At 51.0% G+C, this 18,672-nt stretch carries 14 protein-coding genes; 9 read left to right on the forward strand and 5 right to left on the reverse strand.

Annotated features, from left to right (window positions below; genetic code table 11):
- Window positions 1-27: 27 nt before the first annotated feature.
- From rpsR to MRY86_RS10090, 4 genes are all read right to left on the reverse strand, one after another.
- Window positions 28-297, reverse strand: coding sequence for a 30S ribosomal protein S18 (gene rpsR, locus MRY86_RS10075; RefSeq protein ID WP_173426327.1), 270 nt, complete (start codon window positions 295-297; stop codon window positions 28-30).
- 36 nt (window positions 298-333) lie between these two features.
- On the reverse strand, window positions 334-798 hold the full coding sequence (gene rpsF / locus MRY86_RS10080) for a 30S ribosomal protein S6 (RefSeq protein ID WP_293566529.1): 465 nt from the start codon (window positions 796-798) through the stop codon (window positions 334-336).
- Window positions 799-965: 167 nt separating this feature from the next.
- On the reverse strand, window positions 966-3,566 hold the full coding sequence (locus MRY86_RS10085) for a YCF48-related protein (protein WP_293566528.1): 2,601 nt from the start codon (window positions 3,564-3,566) through the stop codon (window positions 966-968).
- A gap of 10 nt (window positions 3,567-3,576) precedes the next feature.
- Complete coding sequence (locus MRY86_RS10090; RefSeq protein WP_293566527.1) at window positions 3,577-5,157, reverse strand: SUMF1/EgtB/PvdO family nonheme iron enzyme; 1,581 nt, start codon at window positions 5,155-5,157, stop codon at window positions 3,577-3,579.
- A 171-nt stretch (window positions 5,158-5,328) separates the two neighbouring features.
- On the opposite strand from MRY86_RS10090, the gene MRY86_RS10095 reads away from it, so the two are divergent.
- A complete protein-coding gene (locus MRY86_RS10095) occupies window positions 5,329-8,781 on the forward strand; it encodes a pyruvate carboxylase (protein ID WP_293571407.1) in 3,453 nt (1,150 codons plus the stop codon).
- A 90-nt stretch (window positions 8,782-8,871) separates the two neighbouring features.
- Here MRY86_RS10095 and MRY86_RS10100 read toward each other — a convergent pair whose 3' ends face one another.
- Window positions 8,872-11,001: an elongation factor G gene (locus MRY86_RS10100; protein WP_293566525.1), complete on the reverse strand. Its 2,130-nt coding sequence runs from the start codon at window positions 10,999-11,001 to the stop codon at window positions 8,872-8,874.
- Between the two features lie 296 nt (window positions 11,002-11,297).
- On the opposite strand from MRY86_RS10100, the gene MRY86_RS10105 reads away from it, so the two are divergent.
- The 8 genes from MRY86_RS10105 (at window position 11,298) to MRY86_RS10140 (ending at window position 18,507) form a co-directional block, all read left to right on the forward strand.
- Window positions 11,298-12,194, forward strand: coding sequence for a hypothetical protein (locus tag MRY86_RS10105; RefSeq protein WP_293566524.1), 897 nt, complete (start codon window positions 11,298-11,300; stop codon window positions 12,192-12,194).
- Window positions 12,194-12,721, forward strand: a complete 528-nt coding sequence (locus MRY86_RS10110) for a GNAT family N-acetyltransferase (protein WP_293566523.1) — start codon at window positions 12,194-12,196, stop codon at window positions 12,719-12,721. The genes MRY86_RS10105 and MRY86_RS10110 overlap by 1 nt, the downstream gene beginning before the upstream one ends.
- Window positions 12,722-12,801: 80 nt before the next feature.
- A complete protein-coding gene (locus tag MRY86_RS10115) occupies window positions 12,802-13,530 on the forward strand; it encodes a metallophosphoesterase (RefSeq protein ID WP_293566522.1) in 729 nt (242 codons plus the stop codon).
- 48 nt (window positions 13,531-13,578) lie between these two features.
- Complete coding sequence (locus tag MRY86_RS10120) at window positions 13,579-13,782, forward strand: DUF4177 domain-containing protein (protein ID WP_293566521.1); 204 nt, start codon at window positions 13,579-13,581, stop codon at window positions 13,780-13,782.
- Complete coding sequence (locus MRY86_RS10125; RefSeq protein WP_293566520.1) at window positions 13,782-14,261, forward strand: DUF4112 domain-containing protein; 480 nt, start codon at window positions 13,782-13,784, stop codon at window positions 14,259-14,261. The genes MRY86_RS10120 and MRY86_RS10125 overlap by 1 nt, the downstream gene beginning before the upstream one ends.
- 115 nt (window positions 14,262-14,376) lie before the next feature.
- Window positions 14,377-14,634: a type II toxin-antitoxin system prevent-host-death family antitoxin gene (locus MRY86_RS10130; protein ID WP_293566519.1), complete on the forward strand. Its 258-nt coding sequence runs from the start codon at window positions 14,377-14,379 to the stop codon at window positions 14,632-14,634.
- An 11-nt stretch (window positions 14,635-14,645) separates the two neighbouring features.
- Window positions 14,646-14,921, forward strand: coding sequence for a Txe/YoeB family addiction module toxin (locus MRY86_RS10135; protein ID WP_293566518.1), 276 nt, complete (start codon window positions 14,646-14,648; stop codon window positions 14,919-14,921).
- A 307-nt stretch (window positions 14,922-15,228) separates the two neighbouring features.
- A complete protein-coding gene (locus tag MRY86_RS10140) occupies window positions 15,229-18,507 on the forward strand; it encodes a ThuA domain-containing protein (RefSeq protein ID WP_293566517.1) in 3,279 nt (1,092 codons plus the stop codon).
- Window positions 18,508-18,672 lie beyond the last annotated feature (165 nt).

An 18,672-nucleotide genomic window follows, 5' to 3' on the forward strand; every position in this document is an offset into this window, starting at 1 on the left:
CTTTCAAAAATTTAGAGGGCCAAAAAATTACTTCAGCAAGTCAGTCACGTAAGGCATCAGTGCCAGGTGGCGGGCACGCTTCACTGCAGTAGCCACTTTACGCTGGTACTTCAGGGAGTTGCCGGTGATGCGGCGAGGCAAAATCTTGCCCTGCTCGTTAACGAACTGAGTCAGGAAGTCTGCATCTTTGTAGTCGATGTACTTGATGCCAAACTTACGGAAGCGGCAGTACTTGTCGCGCTTCTGACCGATTTTAGGATTGCTGAGGAACTTAATATCGTCTCTGGATGCCATGATCTTTCAACTTTAGGATTTAACAAATGGGGTGGACGACTATTCTTCTTCTTCGCTTTTAGCGGTAGCTTCCTCCTTCTTAGGGGCTGGCTTGCGCTTCTCGTCCTTCTTGCGATTGTCGCGGCGGTTGTCCTTGCGGTCGTCGCTCTTCTTCGCTTTTTTCTTCACTTTGCCGATCTTTCCGGCACGCTTGTCTGCATTGTACTTCACACCGTACTTATCGAGTGTTACAGTGAGGAAACGCATGATGCGCTCGTCGCGGCGCAGCGCCAGTTCCATCACGTCAATCAGTTCGCCGTTAGGCGCTTCGAATTCAATGCAGTAGTAAATCCCGGAGGTTCGGCGGTTAATTGGATAAGCCAATTGGCGCAACCCCATTTCGTCCACATGTACGATCTGGCAACCCTCATTTTTGAGGTGATCGACATATGTCTGAGCTGTCGCTTCGATTTCCTCCCTCGACAGCACCGGGTCTACGATGAAAGTTACTTCGTAATTTTTCATTGGATCAGACATATTAATAAATAATCAAAAAACTCCGGCGCTTCTGCCGAAGGTTACTTTACAGCCAAAATACTGATGAATGCTGTGTTGATAGCCAAAACTGCTTACACCAGCGTCTTTTAGCGGGTGCAAAGATAAGAAAGGTTTTGAATTTTGCAATGTCTTTCCTATTCCGCAATAATAACCTTTTGCATCTGCCGGTAATCCCGGTACTGAATCATCAGCCAATAGGCACCATTGGGCGAGGCCATATCCAAAGCCTGCTGAACCTCCTGCCCTTCCCATGACCTGATTTGCTCCCCCAGGGCATTGTACAGAACAAGCTGCACCGCCCCGACATCCCAGGTCCCGGGCAATTCAACCCAAAGCTGACCCGTAGTAGGGTTAGGCCATATGGAGACCTTTTGCAAATCCAACTCACGCAGGCTTGTCGTCATAGGGACCGTCACTAGGAGGGTATCCGAACAGTCATTAGCATCCGACACCGTCACCGTGTAATTGCCAGCCGCAAGCCCGGTCTGCACCAGCCCCACACCTCCATTACTCCAGCTTATGCTAAAGGGTGGCTGCCCCTGAAGGATGTCCAGTACTGCCGCGCCATTGCCATTGCCGTTGTCCGGCAAGGTATCCACGATAAATAGTTCAGGGTTAGGAAAAACCGTCAAGTCAAGTACCCGAATACTGTCACAGCCCTGAGCATTGGTGTAGACCAATTGATACTGTCCCGGCTCGCTTAGCATTCCACCCTCCCAGCTGTATGTCTCGCCATCGCAGATTTCCGCTGTTTCTGTAATCAAATCATTCGGTAAAACCGTTAGCGCAAGATTCACAATCGAATCACACCCGGCAGCTCCATTCAGTAAAACTTCGTAAGTTCCTGTAGCATCAAACTCCATGCCGCCTACCATGACCGTTTCTCCTTCGCATACTGATAGCTCAAGGTTGGTTTCTACAGCAGGTTCTTCGGTAAGGAGGAGCGTGACGGTGCTGTCGCAGCCATCGGTGGCAGTAAAGTCACGTGTGTAGGTGCCGGGATTGGTCAGTATTTGTTCATTCCACACATAAAATCCGCCTTCACAGAAGGAAGCCTCAAATGACACCTCATAGCTCTGAAGCGCTTGTACGCTCAAAAAAATCATCTGAGGGCAACCATCAGCATTAAAGATCTGCGTAAAATAATCCCCGGGGCCATCCACTTCTATATTTTCGTACATAAAGGGGAAACTTGAAGCACATACCATGGTATCCGCTGTAATGGGCTCCGTGATAGAGTACTCAATCTGTACCAAAATCAGGGAATCACAACCGTTGACGGCAGCGCCGGGGAGCACCTCCGTCCCAATAGGGTTGAACTCATCGTAAAAGTTACCGTTGACCTCCAGAAATTCACCGGAGCAGAGCAGGGTGTCGAGCAGCAAGGTGCCGTTTTCCTGTACCTCTACGGCTACCGTGTCCGAGTCAGTGCAGCCGAATGCATTCAATACCGTGAGGCTATAGGCTCCTGTTGTGGCAACCTCCAGTTCAGGATTACTGCTCCCATCGCTCCAGGTATATCCCTCTACGTTATCCGGGCCGGCCAGCAGTAAAGTTTCACCTTCGCACAGGGCAACATCACTGCCCAAATTGACTTCAGGCGCTGGGAAAACCTGTACCAAAAGGGAGTCCTGAGCGACACACCCGTCTTCTTCCACGCTTAATACATACAAGTTGTCGCCGGCGCTTGCAGGCAGCAGGTTGACCGACGTGCCTGTGCCAATATTCCCGTTGGGGCCCTCCCATAGATACGTTGGGCTTCCAGGAATTGCTTCTGCACTAAGCTGCACAGTCTCCCCGGCACAAACCGAGACAGGACCTGATACAGCCGCCTTAATCCACCGGAACGCGACTACAGTACCTCCGCTACCCGCAAGATAACCCGAACGGGTGCCGGTGAGCGCAACTGCTGACCAGTCCACGCCCGGGATCAGCTCAAGGTCATCCCAGGATTGACCACCATCCGTACTAACCGCCACCAGCCCATCTTGCCCGGCTCCAACAACGGCACCGCTGCCATCTGTCGCCAACGCCTGGAAGCGCCGACCGTCCAGCCATTCCCAGCTAAGGCCGGCATTATCTGAGTGGTAGGTACCGCCCTCTCCCGAGAGCCACACTTCATTGCCCTGAACTTCCAGGGCGTAGTGGTCTCCGGTGCCTGTGCCGCCTAAGCTGTTCCAGGTTTGCCCGCCATTAGTGCTTCGAAGCAACGCGCCTCCCTCACCTGCAGCCAGAACGGTCTGCGTATCTACCCATTGAACAACGTTCAGGTTGTTAGGCGTGCCGGCCTCTACCCAGGTCCAGGCTGTACCGCCATTTATAGTGCGAAGCAGTGTGCCGCAGTCTCCTGCCACAAGCCCTAAGTTACTGAAGGCAAAATCGACGCTGTTCAGGTCTGCACCAATAGGGCTGAACTGCTGCTGCCAGGACAGCCCGCCATCTGTAGTTCTTCGGATAACACCACCTTCGCCTACAATCCAGCCCATAGCTTGTCCCAGAAAGGTGAGCCCGCGGAGGTTCGCATTCGTACGGGAATCAGCCAGGGCCCAAGATTGACCGCCGTTCGTGGTTTGGAGTACCTGCCCCGACTCGCCAATCAGCCAACCCTGATCAGCAGACAGAAAATGAGCCGCTGCCCAATCTGCCGTGACCGGTGTGGTGAGCTGCTCCAGGCATTGGGCCTGAATCGTAGCTGTAAAAAATAAACTAAAAAGAAGTGCATAGATCGTTTTCATAGGAAGTTGGTTATTTTGAACGCGCTACACGAAACGCAAAAGTCGTCCGGCGTGCACCAGGGAGAAAATTCAAACGGTTGGCTACACGGGAGCCATCGGCAGTCGTATTCCAGGACCCACCCCGTATGGTACGCAATGTCAGATCGGCTGGCCCCAGCGGATTATCAACCGGGCTTACCTCATAGTAATCAGAATCATACCAGTCCCAGCACCATTCATAAATATTTCCTGTCATATCATACAACCCCAGCTCATTAGGTGCAAGGTTGCCAACGGGTTGGCTGTTAACATTACTATTGCCGCTGTGCCAGGCCACGGCATCAAGGTCATTGCTGCCGGCATAAACCGTGATCTGCCCCGCTGCTCCCCCCCTGGCGGCATATTCCCACTCTGCTTCGGTGGGGAAGCGGTAACCATCAGCCTCCGTATCCCAGTAAATGTCCACATAGGCCAGCTGATCCCCTACCAGAGAATCAAACACTTCTGTGAATGCCGCATCAAAGTAATAGGCCGGTGTCCGCCCTTCCGAAAGGCTCAACCGGTTGCAAAAAGTGGCTGCATCATACCAGCTTACCCGATAGGTAGGATAGTCCGGGCCTGCCCCTCTGTTGTACAAAGGCGTGTACTCCGGTATCAGTGCAGCCCATTCAGACTGCGTGACCTCATAGCGGGAGAGCAAGAAGTCATCTACGCTAACCGTGTGGGGCGGATATTCATCGTTTTGGCAGTCCGGTTCCTGTTCGTCAGTACAGCCCATGGTAAAGGTCCCACCGGGCACCGTAACCATCCGGCCAGTCGTGCGGGCCACCCTAAACCCAATGGTGCTGCTTTGATCGCCGGGTTCTGCCAATGCCCGGCTGCTCAGGGATACACCGGCAGATTGCTGAAAATGCCCTCCCCGGACAATCCGGCCCGTACCGGCTGCTACTCCGCGGGGGTCGCAAAGCGGGAAGTTGGGATAATCGCCATATACGTCCCAGACCCATTCAGCCACATTCCCACTCATATCGTACAAACCAAGTCCATTTGGTGCTTTGGTAGCGGATGGCTGTGTGGCAGCCCCTGCCACCGCAACCTCCGTCCAGGTATCACTTCCGGCATAACGGAAATCACTATCCATGCTCCCGCCCCGGGCGGCGTACTCCCACTCGGCTTCGGTAGGCAGGCGATAGCCATCTGACTCTGTATCCCAGTATACGGTACCTGCTGTACTGAAAAAAGGCTCTGACAGCTCCGGATCGCTGTAGTAGACCGGTGGCAGCCCCTGCTGTTGGCTTAGGGTATTGCAAAACACGATGGCAGCATACCAGCTCACCCGCTCTACCGGGCAATCGCTGCAGCTAATATTCAAAGAAGGATTATTGCCAATAACCGCCAGGTATTCTGCCTGCGTCACCTCATGCGTACCTATAGCGAATGCGCCTAAAGTCACCGAATGAGCAGGTAGATCTGCTGAGGTACAGGGCTGCTGCCCGCTCGTACAACCACGTTGGTAAATGCCGCTGTCGATGAGTGTAACAGAAAGGTTTTGTGACCAGGCTACTGTAAAGGAGAAGCATAGAAGCAGGACGAAGCTGAGTTTGTAGTTCATATTTGTTTCGTTTGACGGATTATTCCACAAAAATACGAGTTGGCTTTTTATCCTAAACGCTGATAGACATTGGAATTCCGCTCCGTAATCTGAAAACAAAATTTTGCCGTCCTACCGGCAATTACTATCTTCCGGGCTGCCCTACCCTCACTATCACTCAATAGAAAAAAGATGATTCCAGAACGCAAGCGATTTAAAAAGCTCATGGTAGCCAACCGCGGAGAGATTGCTATCCGCGTCTTGCGCGCCGCATCCGAGCTCAATTTACGGACCGTTGCCATTTATACGTACGAAGACCGATATTCGTTGCACAGATACAAGGCAGATGAGGCTTATCAGGTGGGCGAAGATAATGATCCGCTCAAACCTTATCTGAATATTGAAGAAATAATCCGGGTAGCTAAGCTGAACGAAGTTGATGCCATCCACCCAGGCTATGGTTTTCTTTCTGAGAATGTCACCTTCGCCCGGCGCTGCCGCGAAGAGGGCATCGAATTTGTAGGCCCCTCTCCGGAAAGCATGGAACAGCTGGGCGACAAAGTCGCGGCCAAAAAGCTGGCCCGGCAGCAGGATGTCCCCCTTATTGAAGACAGTCGGGAGCCGCTGACCAGCGCCGAAATCGCATTAAAAGAAGCCAAAAGAATCGGCTTCCCGGTGATGCTCAAAGCAGCATCCGGGGGCGGTGGCCGGGGCATGCGCGTGGTACGCAAGGAAGAAGACCTCGCCAATGCCTTTCAGGAGGCCCGGCGCGAAGCAGGCAATGCCTTTGGCGATGATACGGTATTCATAGAAAAGTTCATTGATCAGCCTAAGCACATCGAAGTACAGCTGCTGGGTGACAAACACGGCAATCTGGTCCACTTATTTGAAAGAGACTGCTCCGTGCAGCGCCGTTTCCAGAAGGTCGTGGAGGTCGCGCCCTGCCCTTCCATCAATGAAGTCACTAAGCAAAAATTATACGACTACGCCATCCGGCTGGGCAAAGCGGTCAACTACAGTAACGCCGGCACGGTGGAATTCCTGGTCGATAAGGACGAAAACGTATACTTTATCGAGGTCAATCCCCGTATTCAGGTAGAGCATACCATTACAGAGGAGGTGACCGGCGTGGATATTGTGCGTTCACAAATCCTCATTGCAGCAGGCTACGAGTTGAGCCACCGGTCTATCTACATTCGTAATCAAGAGGATGTGGAGTGTAGTGGTTACGCTATTCAGTGCCGGGTGACGACCGAAGACCCGGCCAACAACTTCAAGCCCGATTACGGTACCCTGATTGCTTACCGCTCCGCGTCTGGCATGGGCATACGCCTGGATGCCGGCTCTGCTTTCCCCGGCGCAAAAATTTCGCCTTACTTTGACTCTATGCTGGTGAAGGTTACGGCATGGGGCCGGACAATGAAGGGCGCTTCTCAGCGATTGCACCGGGCGCTGCGGGAGTTCCGGGTACGGGGCGTGAGCACGAATATCGGCTTCCTGCTCAACCTCCTTCGGGACCAAACCTTTCAGCAGGGGCATGCCACCGTCAACTTCATACAAGACCACCCCGAGCTCATGGCGATGCCCAACTGGCGGGACCGCGGCACCAAGCTCCTCCGCTACCTGGCGGAAGTCATCGTCAATGACAATCCGGATGTGAAATACAAAGACGAAAGCAAAATTTTCATCGACCCGGTCGTGCCTGCTTATGACCCTAAAGCCCCGGTACCCGATGGCACCCGGCAGAAACTGCAACAGCTGGGCGCGGAAGGCTTCGCAAAGTGGCTTAAGGAACAAAAAGCCGTTCAGTATACGGACACTACATTCCGGGATGCTCACCAATCTCTGCTGGCTACCCGCATGCGTACTTACGACATGGAAAAGGTGGCCCGGAGCTTCGCCCTGCGCCACAGCGACGATGTCTTTTCTATGGAAGTCTGGGGCGGGGCTACTTTCGATGTTTCCATGCGATTTCTCAAGGAATGTCCCTGGAAGCGCCTTCAATTCCTGCGGGAAGCGATTCCAAATATCTGCTTCCAAATGCTGCTCCGGGGCTCGAACGCGGTGGGTTATACCGCCTACCCGGACAACCTCATCATCAAGTTCATAGAGGAAGCCGCTGAGGCAGGCATCGACATTTTCCGCATCTTCGACTCCCTCAACTGGGTGGAAGCAATGAAGGTCAGTATCAAAACCGTACGGGAGCGCACCGACAGCGTCGCGGAGGCCTGCCTATGCTACACCGGCGATATCACTGACCCCACCCGGACCAAGTACACCTTACAGTATTATCTCGACCTGGCTAAACAGCTAGAGGATCAGGGCGCTCACATTATCGCCATTAAGGATATGGCAGGCTTGCTGAAGCCACTGGCTGCTGAAGAACTGATCGGTGCGCTAAAGGACACCGTCCACACCCCTATCCACCTTCATACGCACGACACCGCCTCCATTCAGGCAAGTACCTACATGACTGCGGTAGAGGCTGGCGTAGACGTGATAGATGTAGCCATCAGCTCAATGTCCGGCCTGACTTCACAGCCCAACTTCAATGCCGTAGCTGCAGCTATGAAGGGGCATGAGCGGGAACACCCAATCAACCTGCATTCTTTGAACGAATTCTCCACTTACTGGGAAGCCGTGCGCCGCTACTACTATCCGTTTGAGACCGAACTGCGCTCCGGTACTGCCGAGGTGTACGAGCATGAAATCCCCGGCGGGCAATATTCCAACCTGCGGCCACAGGCGCGGGCACTGGGGCTGGAGGAAAAATTTGAGACCATCAAAAAGAACTACCGCGTAGCGAATGAGCTTTTCGGTGATATCGTTAAAGTTACGCCCTCCTCAAAAGTCGTAGGGGACATGGCGATGTTCATGACCTCCAATAACCTTAGCCGTGAGGACATTCTCCAAAAGGGGCATACGCTTTCCTTCCCCGACAGCGTCAAAGCGCTCATGCGGGGCGACCTGGGCCAAACGCCGGGTGGTTTTCCGGAGAATATCCAAAAAATCGTCCTCAAAGATGAGCAGCCCTACACTGAGCGCCCCAACGCCCACCTGGATCCGGTTGACTTTGACACCGAATATGCTGAATTTAAATCCCGCTTTGGTGAGCACCTGGATATGCGCAACTTCTTATCCTATAAGCTTTACCCCAAGGTGTACGAGGAATACCGCACGCATTACGACAATTACGCACTGGTCAGAGCCCTGCCCACGCCGGCCTTCTTCTTCGGCCTTAAACCCAATGAGGAAATCATTGTCACCCTTGATGCAGGCAAAAGCCTCCTGATCAAGTACATCAATATGTCTGAACCGGACGCACAAGGCGTACGCCTGGTGTTTTTCCAACTGAATGGGCAGACCCGCTCTGTACCGGTACGCGATCGAAAGGTGAAGTCAGAAGTGGTGGTGCACCGCAAAGTGGAAAACGACAAGCAGGTGGGCGCCCCGCTACAGGGCAATCTTTCGAAAATACTGGTAGAGGAAGGACAGGAAGTGAACGCCAACAGCCCACTCTTCACCATTGAAGCCATGAAGATGGAATCTACGGTCACTTCTCCAATAGCGGGTACAGTCAAAAAGATTTACCTGACCGAGAAAACGCTGGTAGAACAGGATGACTTGGTGATTGAGCTTTCCTGATTTTCAGGTCAGATAATAAAAAAGCCGGGAGCGCAGCAATTTTGCCGGCTCCCGGTTTTTCATACACCATTAGTTTAAAAGTGAGAAGGGCTAAGCTTCAGAAAGCTCTTCCTCATGCGCCTTCATGAGTTCTGCCTGCAGGTCATGAGGTACGGATTGGAACTCCAGGAATTCCTGATGGAATTTGGCACGCCCCTGAGACAGGGAACGCAAGCGGTTGGAGTATTCATAAAGCTCCGCAAGTGGCACGTGTGCAGTAATTTTCTGATAATGCCCGTCGCTGTCCATGCCCATAATGATGGCACGGCGGGTCTGCAGATCGCCCATGATATCCCCCATGGAATCATCTGAACAGAGGATTTCCAATTTGTAAATAGGTTCCAGCAGTTGAGGTGCCGCTTCTTTGAATGCTGTGCGGAAGGCGTGTTTGGAGGCCAGCATGAAAGCCATATCGTTCGAATCCACACTGTGCATTTTACCATCGTAAATACTTACGCGGATATCCTGGCAGTGAGAGCCGGTCAGCGGCCCTTCTTCCATACGCTGCAGCAACCCTTTTTTAATTGCATTGGAGTATTTGGCATCAATAGAACCACCGACGATACACCAGTAGAAGGCTAACTTACCGCCCCAGGGCAGTTCTTCCACTTCTTTTTTACGTACACTCAGCCCATCCGGGTCAGGCATGCCATCTGTATAAGGCTCTACCCTGAGGTGTACCTCAGCAAATTGACCGGCACCGCCCGTTTGCTTTTTGTGGCGGTACATGCTGTCGGCACTCCTGGTAATCGTTTCCCGGTAAGAAATACGTGGCTTGGTGAACTCCATCGTAACATTATGCACTTTCTCAATCCGGTACTTGATCAGATCAAGGTGCAACTGCCCCTGCCCGTGCAGAATGGTCTGCTTTAGCGTAGCATTTTGCTCAACAATAAGTGTAGGGTCTTCCTCTTCGATCTGATGCAGGGCTTTGTAGAGCTTCTCCATATCGTTGGCGCTCATCGGCTGAACGGCCTCGCGGATACGTGGCTCCGGGAAGTGGATCGGATCAATTTGGATATCCGTACCCTTTTCGTCGAGTGTATTATTGGTGTGCGTATTTTTGAGCTTAACCGTGACGCCAATATCACCGGCTTTAAGCTCCGTAACCGGTTCCCGGTTTTTGCCCTCCGCGATGAAGATTTGCCCAAATCGCTCTGTAGTCTGGTTTTTCTGATTCACCAGTTCATCACCAGTTTTCAGCGTACCGGCATACACCTTAAAGTAAGACACCAGCCCTACCTGAGGCTCCGTCATGGTTTTATAGACAAACACGGTAGTTTCGGCATTGCTGTCGCAAGCCAGTTTCTCATCCGTACCAACGAGCCTTGCTGCCGGGCGGTCAGCCGGGGAAGGGCAGACATCATTGATAAAGCCCATAATGCGGCCACTGCCCATATTGCGGATCGCAGAGCTGATGAAAACCGGGAAAATATCCTGATGCGCGATGGCAATCCGGAGACCTTCCGTCAACTCTTCTTCGGTAAGGGTGCCTTCATCGAAGAAGCGCTCCATAAGCCCTTCGTCATTCTCGGCTGCGGCTTCCACCAGTGCATTATGCATTTCCTGGGCGCGGTGCATTTCAGATTCAGGGATATCCTGCTTCTCCGGCTTGCCCCCGCCATCGGGGAAGACGTACATCACCATGCGCAGGGCATCGATGATTTTATTAAAGCCTACACCAGTCTCCAACGGGTATTGTACCGGGATCACCTTTTCGCCAAAGCGGTCCTGCGCCTGCTGCAGGGTCGCATCGTAATCTGCTTTTTCCGTATCCAGCTGATTAATCACAAAAAGGCAGGGCGTTTCGAAGCGCTCCACATAATCCCAAATCAGTTCCGTGCCTACTTCCACGCCGTTCTGAGCGTTGAGTACCATTAGTCCGGTATCGGCCACCTTAAGGGCGGAAACCACCTCTCCAATGAAGTCGTCAAAACCAGGTGTATCCAGAATATTAATTTTAGAATCTTTCCACTCGGCGTGCGTCAGTGAGGCGAAGATGGAGTTGCCCCGTTCTTTTTCGATGTTGGTGTAATCGGATTGCGTGTTTTTTTCTTCTACCGAGCCGATTCGTTGGATATCGCCTGCTTCAAAGAGCATACATTCTGTGAAGGATGTTTTGCCACTCCCCGGGTGGCCAAGTAAGGCGACATTGCGGAGATTTTTGGTGTCGTAGCTCATATGTAATTGGTTTTATATTTGCTGTAAGATCTATGGTCTTAAGGGCTTACAATATGACGAGGCGCATACTACGGCAGTGACATTTCCCCACACATTGGGGACCTGCACATGGCTTGTTTTATAATTCCGCTGTTGCGACTCAATCCGGAATTAAATTACGATTTTAAATTGTTTTTCAAAACTAAATCCACAACCATAAAGCACATCTTTTAAAATTAGTCGGAAATGCAGGCTCCGTGAAGCATTGATATGCCTGAGAATGCTTAAATTCAACCCCAAACTAAGACCTCGACACTATGATTGGAATGCTACAGGTCGTCATTGGCCTGATTTTCGTACTGCTCCTGCTCAGCCTGCTGGCCACCACGATGATGGAGCTCGTCGCATCGGCCTTTTCCCTGCGTGGGCGCAACCTGGAAAAAGCCCTGCGCAATATGCTCGCTTCTACTGAGGTAGACGACCAACTGGTAGCGGCTTTCAAAGACAACGCCCTGTACAAACAGCTCTCCTACAAATACGGCAAAAAGCGCTACTCCCCTTCTTACCTCAGCGACCGCTCCTTTCAGTCAATCCTCATGGAGACCATCCTGAACGGGGAGGGCTTTGACCGCATAGAGGAAAGGCTGGATACCTTACCGGATGCCGACCTGAAAAACGTCCTTAAGCAATTCCTTCGGGAATCCGAGCACGATGTGGAAGCCTTCAAAGGCAAAGTCCGCACCTGGTATAACGATGTGATGGACCGCGCCTCAGGCTGGTATAAGCGCTATACCCAAAAGATTCTGGTGGGCATGGGGTTCTTCATAGCAGTGGTTTTCAATGCCGACACCCTGGCCATTTACGAGCGCCTGGAGTCCGACCCGGAAACCCTGCAACAGGTGCTGACCCTTGCTGAAGACTACGTCAATGGAAAAGACGGGCTGGAAATTGCCCCGCCTCAAATGTCGCCCGAATTCGATGCTTCTCTCCGTAAGCTGGAGTTTATGATCAACGATCAGATTGAGTCTGTCAAGTCGCCACTGGGCCTGGGATGGAAAAACGTAGACTGGTCGGAAGTGACCTGGTACGATGTGGTCCTGAAGCTCCTGGGCTGGACAGTTACTGCCCTGGCGGTGTCCCTGGGTGCGCCCTTCTGGTTCGATCTTTTGCGCAAGCTGGTCAATATTCGCAGCTCCGGAAACAAACCTGAATAATGCCCCTTTTTCCTGAATTTGAGACGGAACGCCTCTGGCTAAAGGTGACCGATACCCCGGATGCCGGTCTCATCCTTGAGCTCCTCAATACGCCCAAGTGGCTGGAGTTCATCGGTGACCGAAAGGTATACAGTATGGCGGATGCAGAAAACTACATCCTGGAACGTATCCGCCCGCAGTATGAACGGATGGGTTATGCCAATTACACGCTCGTCCGCAAAAGCGATGGCGCAAAAATGGGCTGCTGCGGCTTATACGACCGGGTGGGGCTTGAGGGCGTGGACTTAGGATTTGGATTGCTCCCCGCTTACGAAGGTCAGGGCTACGCCCGGGAAGCCGCCCAACGGCTCATTGAGGCCGCCTTCAACGAAATTGACCTGCCAGAACTCACCGCCATCACCGTTGAAGCCAATACCTCCTCCCGGAAACTGCTGGAGCGGCTGGGATTCCAATTCGAGCGTATCGTCCACCTGCCCGATGACCCTGAGCCCCTGCTCTACCTAAAACTTAGGCCCAACAACCCTTAATCCCCAAATAACTACCGCTTCGTAAAATTTAGGAACAACTCCCAACGTTAGCAACAAGCAATCAACGACGGCCCCTTACTATGAGAATTGTACAACTGACAGATCTGCACATAGGCTTGGAAAACGAAGATACCTATGGCGTGGACGTCCGGCATAATTTCCTCCAAATCCTCGACAAAGCTAAAGCTCAACGCCCAGACCTCCTGGTTATCTCCGGCGACCTTTGCTACCGTGACGGGGATGCGCGCATTTATGAATGGATTAAGGGCCATCTCGATCAGTCCGGCCTGCCCTATGAAGTCATGTCAGGCAACCACGATGACCCGGTACTGCTTGCCAGGGCATTCGGACGGGAGGGCTTGCTCAAAGGCAAAGAACTGTACTTCAGCCGGGAGTACGCTGACCGCACGGTACTTTTTCTGGATACCACCACTTATGAAATGCCGGCAAAGCAACTGGAATGGCTCTCCGAAGCCCTGAAAGCCATAGAAGGGCCGGCACTCGTCTTTATGCACCACCCGCCCCTGCCCGGCGGCGTCCCCTTTATGGACAGCAAGCACAGCCTGCGCAATATGGAAGCCGTACAGGCCGTTTTTTTCGAACATCCTCATCCCGTACAAGTCTTTACCGGGCACTATCACGTTGAAAAAATAGTGGCCAAACGCAACCTCACCGTACACATTACCCCTTCCTGCTTTTTTCAAATCGGACAGCGATCCGAAGATTTTGAGGTAGACCACTACCGCGTCGCCCTCCGGACTATAGACTGGAGCAACGGAATGATGATGAATGCCGTCCACTATTTGTAAAACTGCGCGGATTCGTTAATTTGTGGTCCAACCATTCATATAACCACTATGAAAGAATACCATGTAGAATCCCTGATCTACTACAGCAAACTCACCCTGGACCGGGCACATATCCTCAAAGATTCCACCAAAGACATTCAACAAAAGCTGGACGAGTACGCGGCAGATGGCTGGCGGCTGATCTCCACAGATATCGAAGACTTCGGCTCCGGCATGTATTTTTACCTTTACTTCGAACGCGACAAACGCTAATGGCTCACCAATCCCCTTCTCCCACGCCCTACGAAGACCTGAAATGGCTGGATACCGTTTCGGACCTGCTCGATACCCGCTACCGTATCCCCGGTACGAATATCCGGTTTGGAGCAGACTTCCTGCTGGGCCTCATTCCCGGTGCAGGGGATGCCCTCACCTTTGGTATTTCCGGGTTGCTGGTACTGGTGATGGCACGCAAGGGCGCGAGCGGTATGGTCCTCTTTAAGATGATTGGCAATATTGTGCTGGACGTGATCGTCGGCGCCATCCCCATCCTCGGCGACCTATTCGACCTCGGGTACAAAGCCAACCGCCGCAACCTACACCTCATGGAAGAGCACTACAAAGAGGGCAGGCATCAGGGCAGCGCCTGGGGGCCGGTGATTTTGGTCGCCCTGGTATTACTTGGCCTGTTCGTACTCACCATTTTTGTCATTTGGCGTATCCTCAGCGAACTGATCCAACTCCTTTTTTAAACCTATAGCCACGGTATATTTTATAAGGAGAGGAGACCAATGAAATTTGACAACGATTGACTTTCAACAAATTTGTACTTAATTTTGTACAAATTAATGTACAAATATTGAAGCAATGAAAGCAGTATCCATTTCGTCATTAAGAGCTAAAATGAAAGCTTATTTTGATTCAGTAAGTAAGTCTATGGAAGTGATTATCGTCCCAAGAAACAACAATGACGATGACGCAATTGTAATCATGTCAATAAAAGAATATAACTCGTTAAAAGAAACGGAATATCTGCTCTCGACTAAAACCAACAGAAACAGACTTGAAGAATCTATTGAACAACTAAAAGCCGGCAATACGGTCGAATTCAATCTTGAAGATTAATTTAGGAACTCATGATTATTGAATTTACCAATAACGGCTGGGAGGATTTTGAATATTGGGTCGAAACGGATAAAGATATTGTCAACAAAATCAAGGATTTACTCAAATCAATAAGAAATACGCCATTCAAAGGAATTGGGAAACCAGAACCTCTCAAACATGGTTTAAAAGGGTATTGGTCAAGGAGAATCACTCAGGAGCATCGATTAGTATATAGAATAAGCGGAAAGAAAGGAGATGATCAAAAATATTCAATTATCCAATGCCGGTTTCATTATGATAATTAATTAAAATCCGGACAAGCGCTTAAAAAACATAGAAACACAGCAGGCAAAGAGCAAAAGTCATCTGAAATCCAACACTTTACGCGCTGGTCCTATGTCAACATTACAGCTTCAGTGAGCCAGTTCCCTGTCAATTTTTGGAACTTCTGCAGTAGTTTACACCCGTTTACCCGTACTTTAGGGGATAAGAAAATTACGTTACAGGATGATCAACAGAGCTGGAATTTTTCGCCTAACCCTCAAGGCACCATCACTATTCTTTTTTTTATGCCTTGCCCTTGTTTGCTCCTGCTCGAAAAGAGAGCAGAAAGTGCTTGTTTTTTCGAAGACGGAAGGATTCCGGCACGCTTCTATAGAAGCTGGAGCTACTGCCCTAAAAGCGTTATACGAATCAGAAGGCATGCAGGCCGTCCTCACCGAGGATGCCGCTTACTTTACTGAAGATACGCTGGAGCAGTTTTCAGCGGTCATTTTCCTGAATACCACCGGTGATGTTTTAGACCCTGCCCAACAGGCGGACTTCGAGCGCTACATTCAGGCGGGCGGAGGCTTTGTGGGCATACATGCGGCGACTGATACGGAGTACCACTGGCCCTGGTACAATCAATTGGTCGGGGCTTACTTTGATGGGCATCCGGCTATTCAGAAAGCTGAACTGCATTGTATAAAAAGAGAAGACCCTTGCTGTCAGCATCTCCCCGAAGTTTGGTCCATTGAAGAGGAATGGTACAACTTCAAATCCATCAATCCTGCCATCGAGGTCTTAATGGAAATTGATGAATCCTCCTACGAAGGTGGCCGCAACGGCGCCAACCATCCTATGGCCTGGAAGCACCACTTCGATGGCGGGAGAGCTTTCTACACCGCCCTCGGACACAAAGAAGAAACGTATCAGGACCCCTTGTTTCTAAAGCAGGTTTTGGAGGGGACCAGGTTTGCGATCGGCAATAACAGCCTGGACTACTCAAAAGCTACAACATTCAGCGTCCCTGAGGAAACCCGTTTCAGTAAGCAGGTGCTGGATTTCAACCTGGACGAACCCATGGAACTCGATGAGTTAGGAGACAGAGGCATCATTTATGTCGAACGAAGAGGTGCCATTAAGCTCTATGACTATCACACCGGGCAGGTCAAAACCCTGGACACCCTGGATGTGCACTATGATAACGAAGATGGCTTACTGGGCATCGCGGTTGACCCGGATTATCAGGAGAACAACTGGGTTTATTTGTTCTACTCGCCCAACATATCAGAGGCGACACAGTACATTTCCCGTTTCACTTTAATGGAGGACCAACTGACCGACGAGAAGGTACTTTTGAAAATCCCCTTAATCCGGGAATGCTGTCATAGTGGGGGCTCTTTGGAGTTTGGGAAAGACGGCCTGCTGTACATAGGCGTGGGAGACAATACCAATCCTTTTGAATCCTCAGGCTACGCCCCAATTGATGAAAGGCCCGGGCGTGAGCATTTTGACGCTCAAATTTCAGCTGCAAACACCAATGATTTAAGAGGTAAAATTCTGAGGATTAAGCCGGAAGAAGATGGCAGCTATTCCATTCCGGCAGGAAACCTGTTTCCGGCAGGGACAGCAAACTGCCGCCCGGAAATCTTTGTGATGGGGTGCCGGAACCCGTTCCGGTTTTCAATTGATTCCAAAACGGGTTTTTTATATTGGGGCGATGTCGGCCCGGATGCCGGCGCCCCCGACAGTTTGCGGGGCCCGGCTGGCATGGGAGAGTTCAACCAAGCCAAAGCGCCCGGTTTCTATGGTTGGCCTTACAGCCGGGGGAATAACCAAATGTATACGGACTATGATTTCCGTTCAAAAACATCGAGTGCTGTTTTCGATCCCCAAAACATCATCAACGACTCGCCCAATAATACCGGGCTTCGAAACCTGCCGCCCATTCAGGAGTCCATGATTTGGTATAGTTACGAAGCCTCTGATGAATTTCCGTGGCTGGGATTGGGAGGCGTCAACCCCATGTCAGGCCCTATCTACCATGCTTCCGATTATCCGGAATCCGAACACGCCTTTCCTTCCTATTTTGATGGCAAATGGTTTGTTTATGAATGGATGAGAGACTGGATCTACGTGGTACATCTTAATGACAACCACCAATTTGTGCAGGCCGATCCCTTTATGCCGGGCACAGCGTTTTCTCATCCGATGGATATGCTCTTTTCCAGAGATGGCAAATTGTATGTCCTGGAATATGGCCAAAAATGGAACAGCCGGAATTTGGATGCCCGCTTATCGGTCATTACTTATAACAGAGGGAACCGCCCTCCTGTGGCTCGATTCGAGGCCGACAAGGAAACAGGCGCTGTACCCCTTACGGTCCAGTTTTCAGCGGCTAAGTCCCTGGACTACGATCAGGACCCACTCACCTACACCTGGATTATTGGAGAAGAGGTAATGCAGGGCAATGGTCCAGCTTTCACCTATACCTTTGAAAGCCCCGGCATCTATGATGTAAAGTTGATCGTGACCGACACAAAGGGCGAACAAGCCAGCGTAAATAAAAAAATAATGGCCGGCAACGAACCTCCAACCCTACAAATCGCACTAAGTGATCCTGGCACTACCTACTGGACCAACAAAAAGATCAGGTATGAAATAGCCGTGAGCGACCTGGAAGACGGCAGCACCTCCGACGGGACGTTGGATCCCTCAAAAGTAAAAGTGACCCTCAACTACATTCCCGAAGGTGAAGATATCATTCTCGCAAGCATAGGCCATCAGCAAAACGTAACGCCTAAAGGGCTTAGCCTGATCGATGCTTCGGACTGCAAGGCCTGTCATGCAAAAGATAAAAAAGTAGCGGGCCCGAGCTATATAGACATTGCCAAACGCTATGATAAAAAGGACAAACAAACACTGATTCACCGCGTCATCAAAGGGAGTCAGGGTATCTGGGGGGAAACGATGATGGCACCCCACCCTCAGCTGACCGTGGAAGAAGTGGATGCAATGGTGAATTATATCTTGTCCCTGGACCCCGGAAAGCAAGTCCATGAAACGCTATTGCCCTTGTCCGGAGAATTGACCTTTAACAAACATCCAAAAGACGCGGAGGCTGGCAAGTATGTGCTTATGGCCTCTTACCTGGACGAAGGGCATCCTAATATTGAAGGATCGGCTCTCTCTGTGGTAGAAGAATTTACGTTTATCCCGCCCAAAATAGAGTTAGAGCACGCTATTGACCTGGATAAGGAATTGGGCGTTTGGGAAACGGAAGGCCGCACAGTGGTAGGGTCGATAAAAGATGGAAAACACTTCAAATTCGATCCGATCAGCTTTGACCACTTAAGCAGCATCAGCATCGGGGCAGCATTTGGGGCCGACTACGCCTACTACGGTGAAGTGGAGATCAGAAAAGGCCAGGAGAACGGTATGCTTCTGGGCAAGCAAACCATCGAGTACTTCAATGAGGACAAAGGAGACTTTAAAGTTTTCGAAGTGCCCATCAACCCAACGAGTGGCTTAGATACGCTCGTTTTGGTCTTTAAAAACCCGGCAAATGAGACTCAGTACACTATGAATGGTGATTGGATTCAGCTGAATTACCTCGGAAGAGAGTAAAGGCCTTAAATTAGGAGTCTGCTATTTTGAGATTTACGCATATCATTGACTGAAGGCCGGATATTCAATACTCAGTTTTTAAAGTAGTGGAGATGCCAGGCCTGCATCTCTGCTAGTGCCTCAAGTCATAGATCTCTGATACTTAAGTTGAAGTTATTTTTTAAT

The sequence above is a fragment of the Phaeodactylibacter sp. genome (assembly GCF_022763345.1).
Classification (GTDB): Bacteria; Bacteroidota; Bacteroidia; order Chitinophagales; family Saprospiraceae; genus Phaeodactylibacter.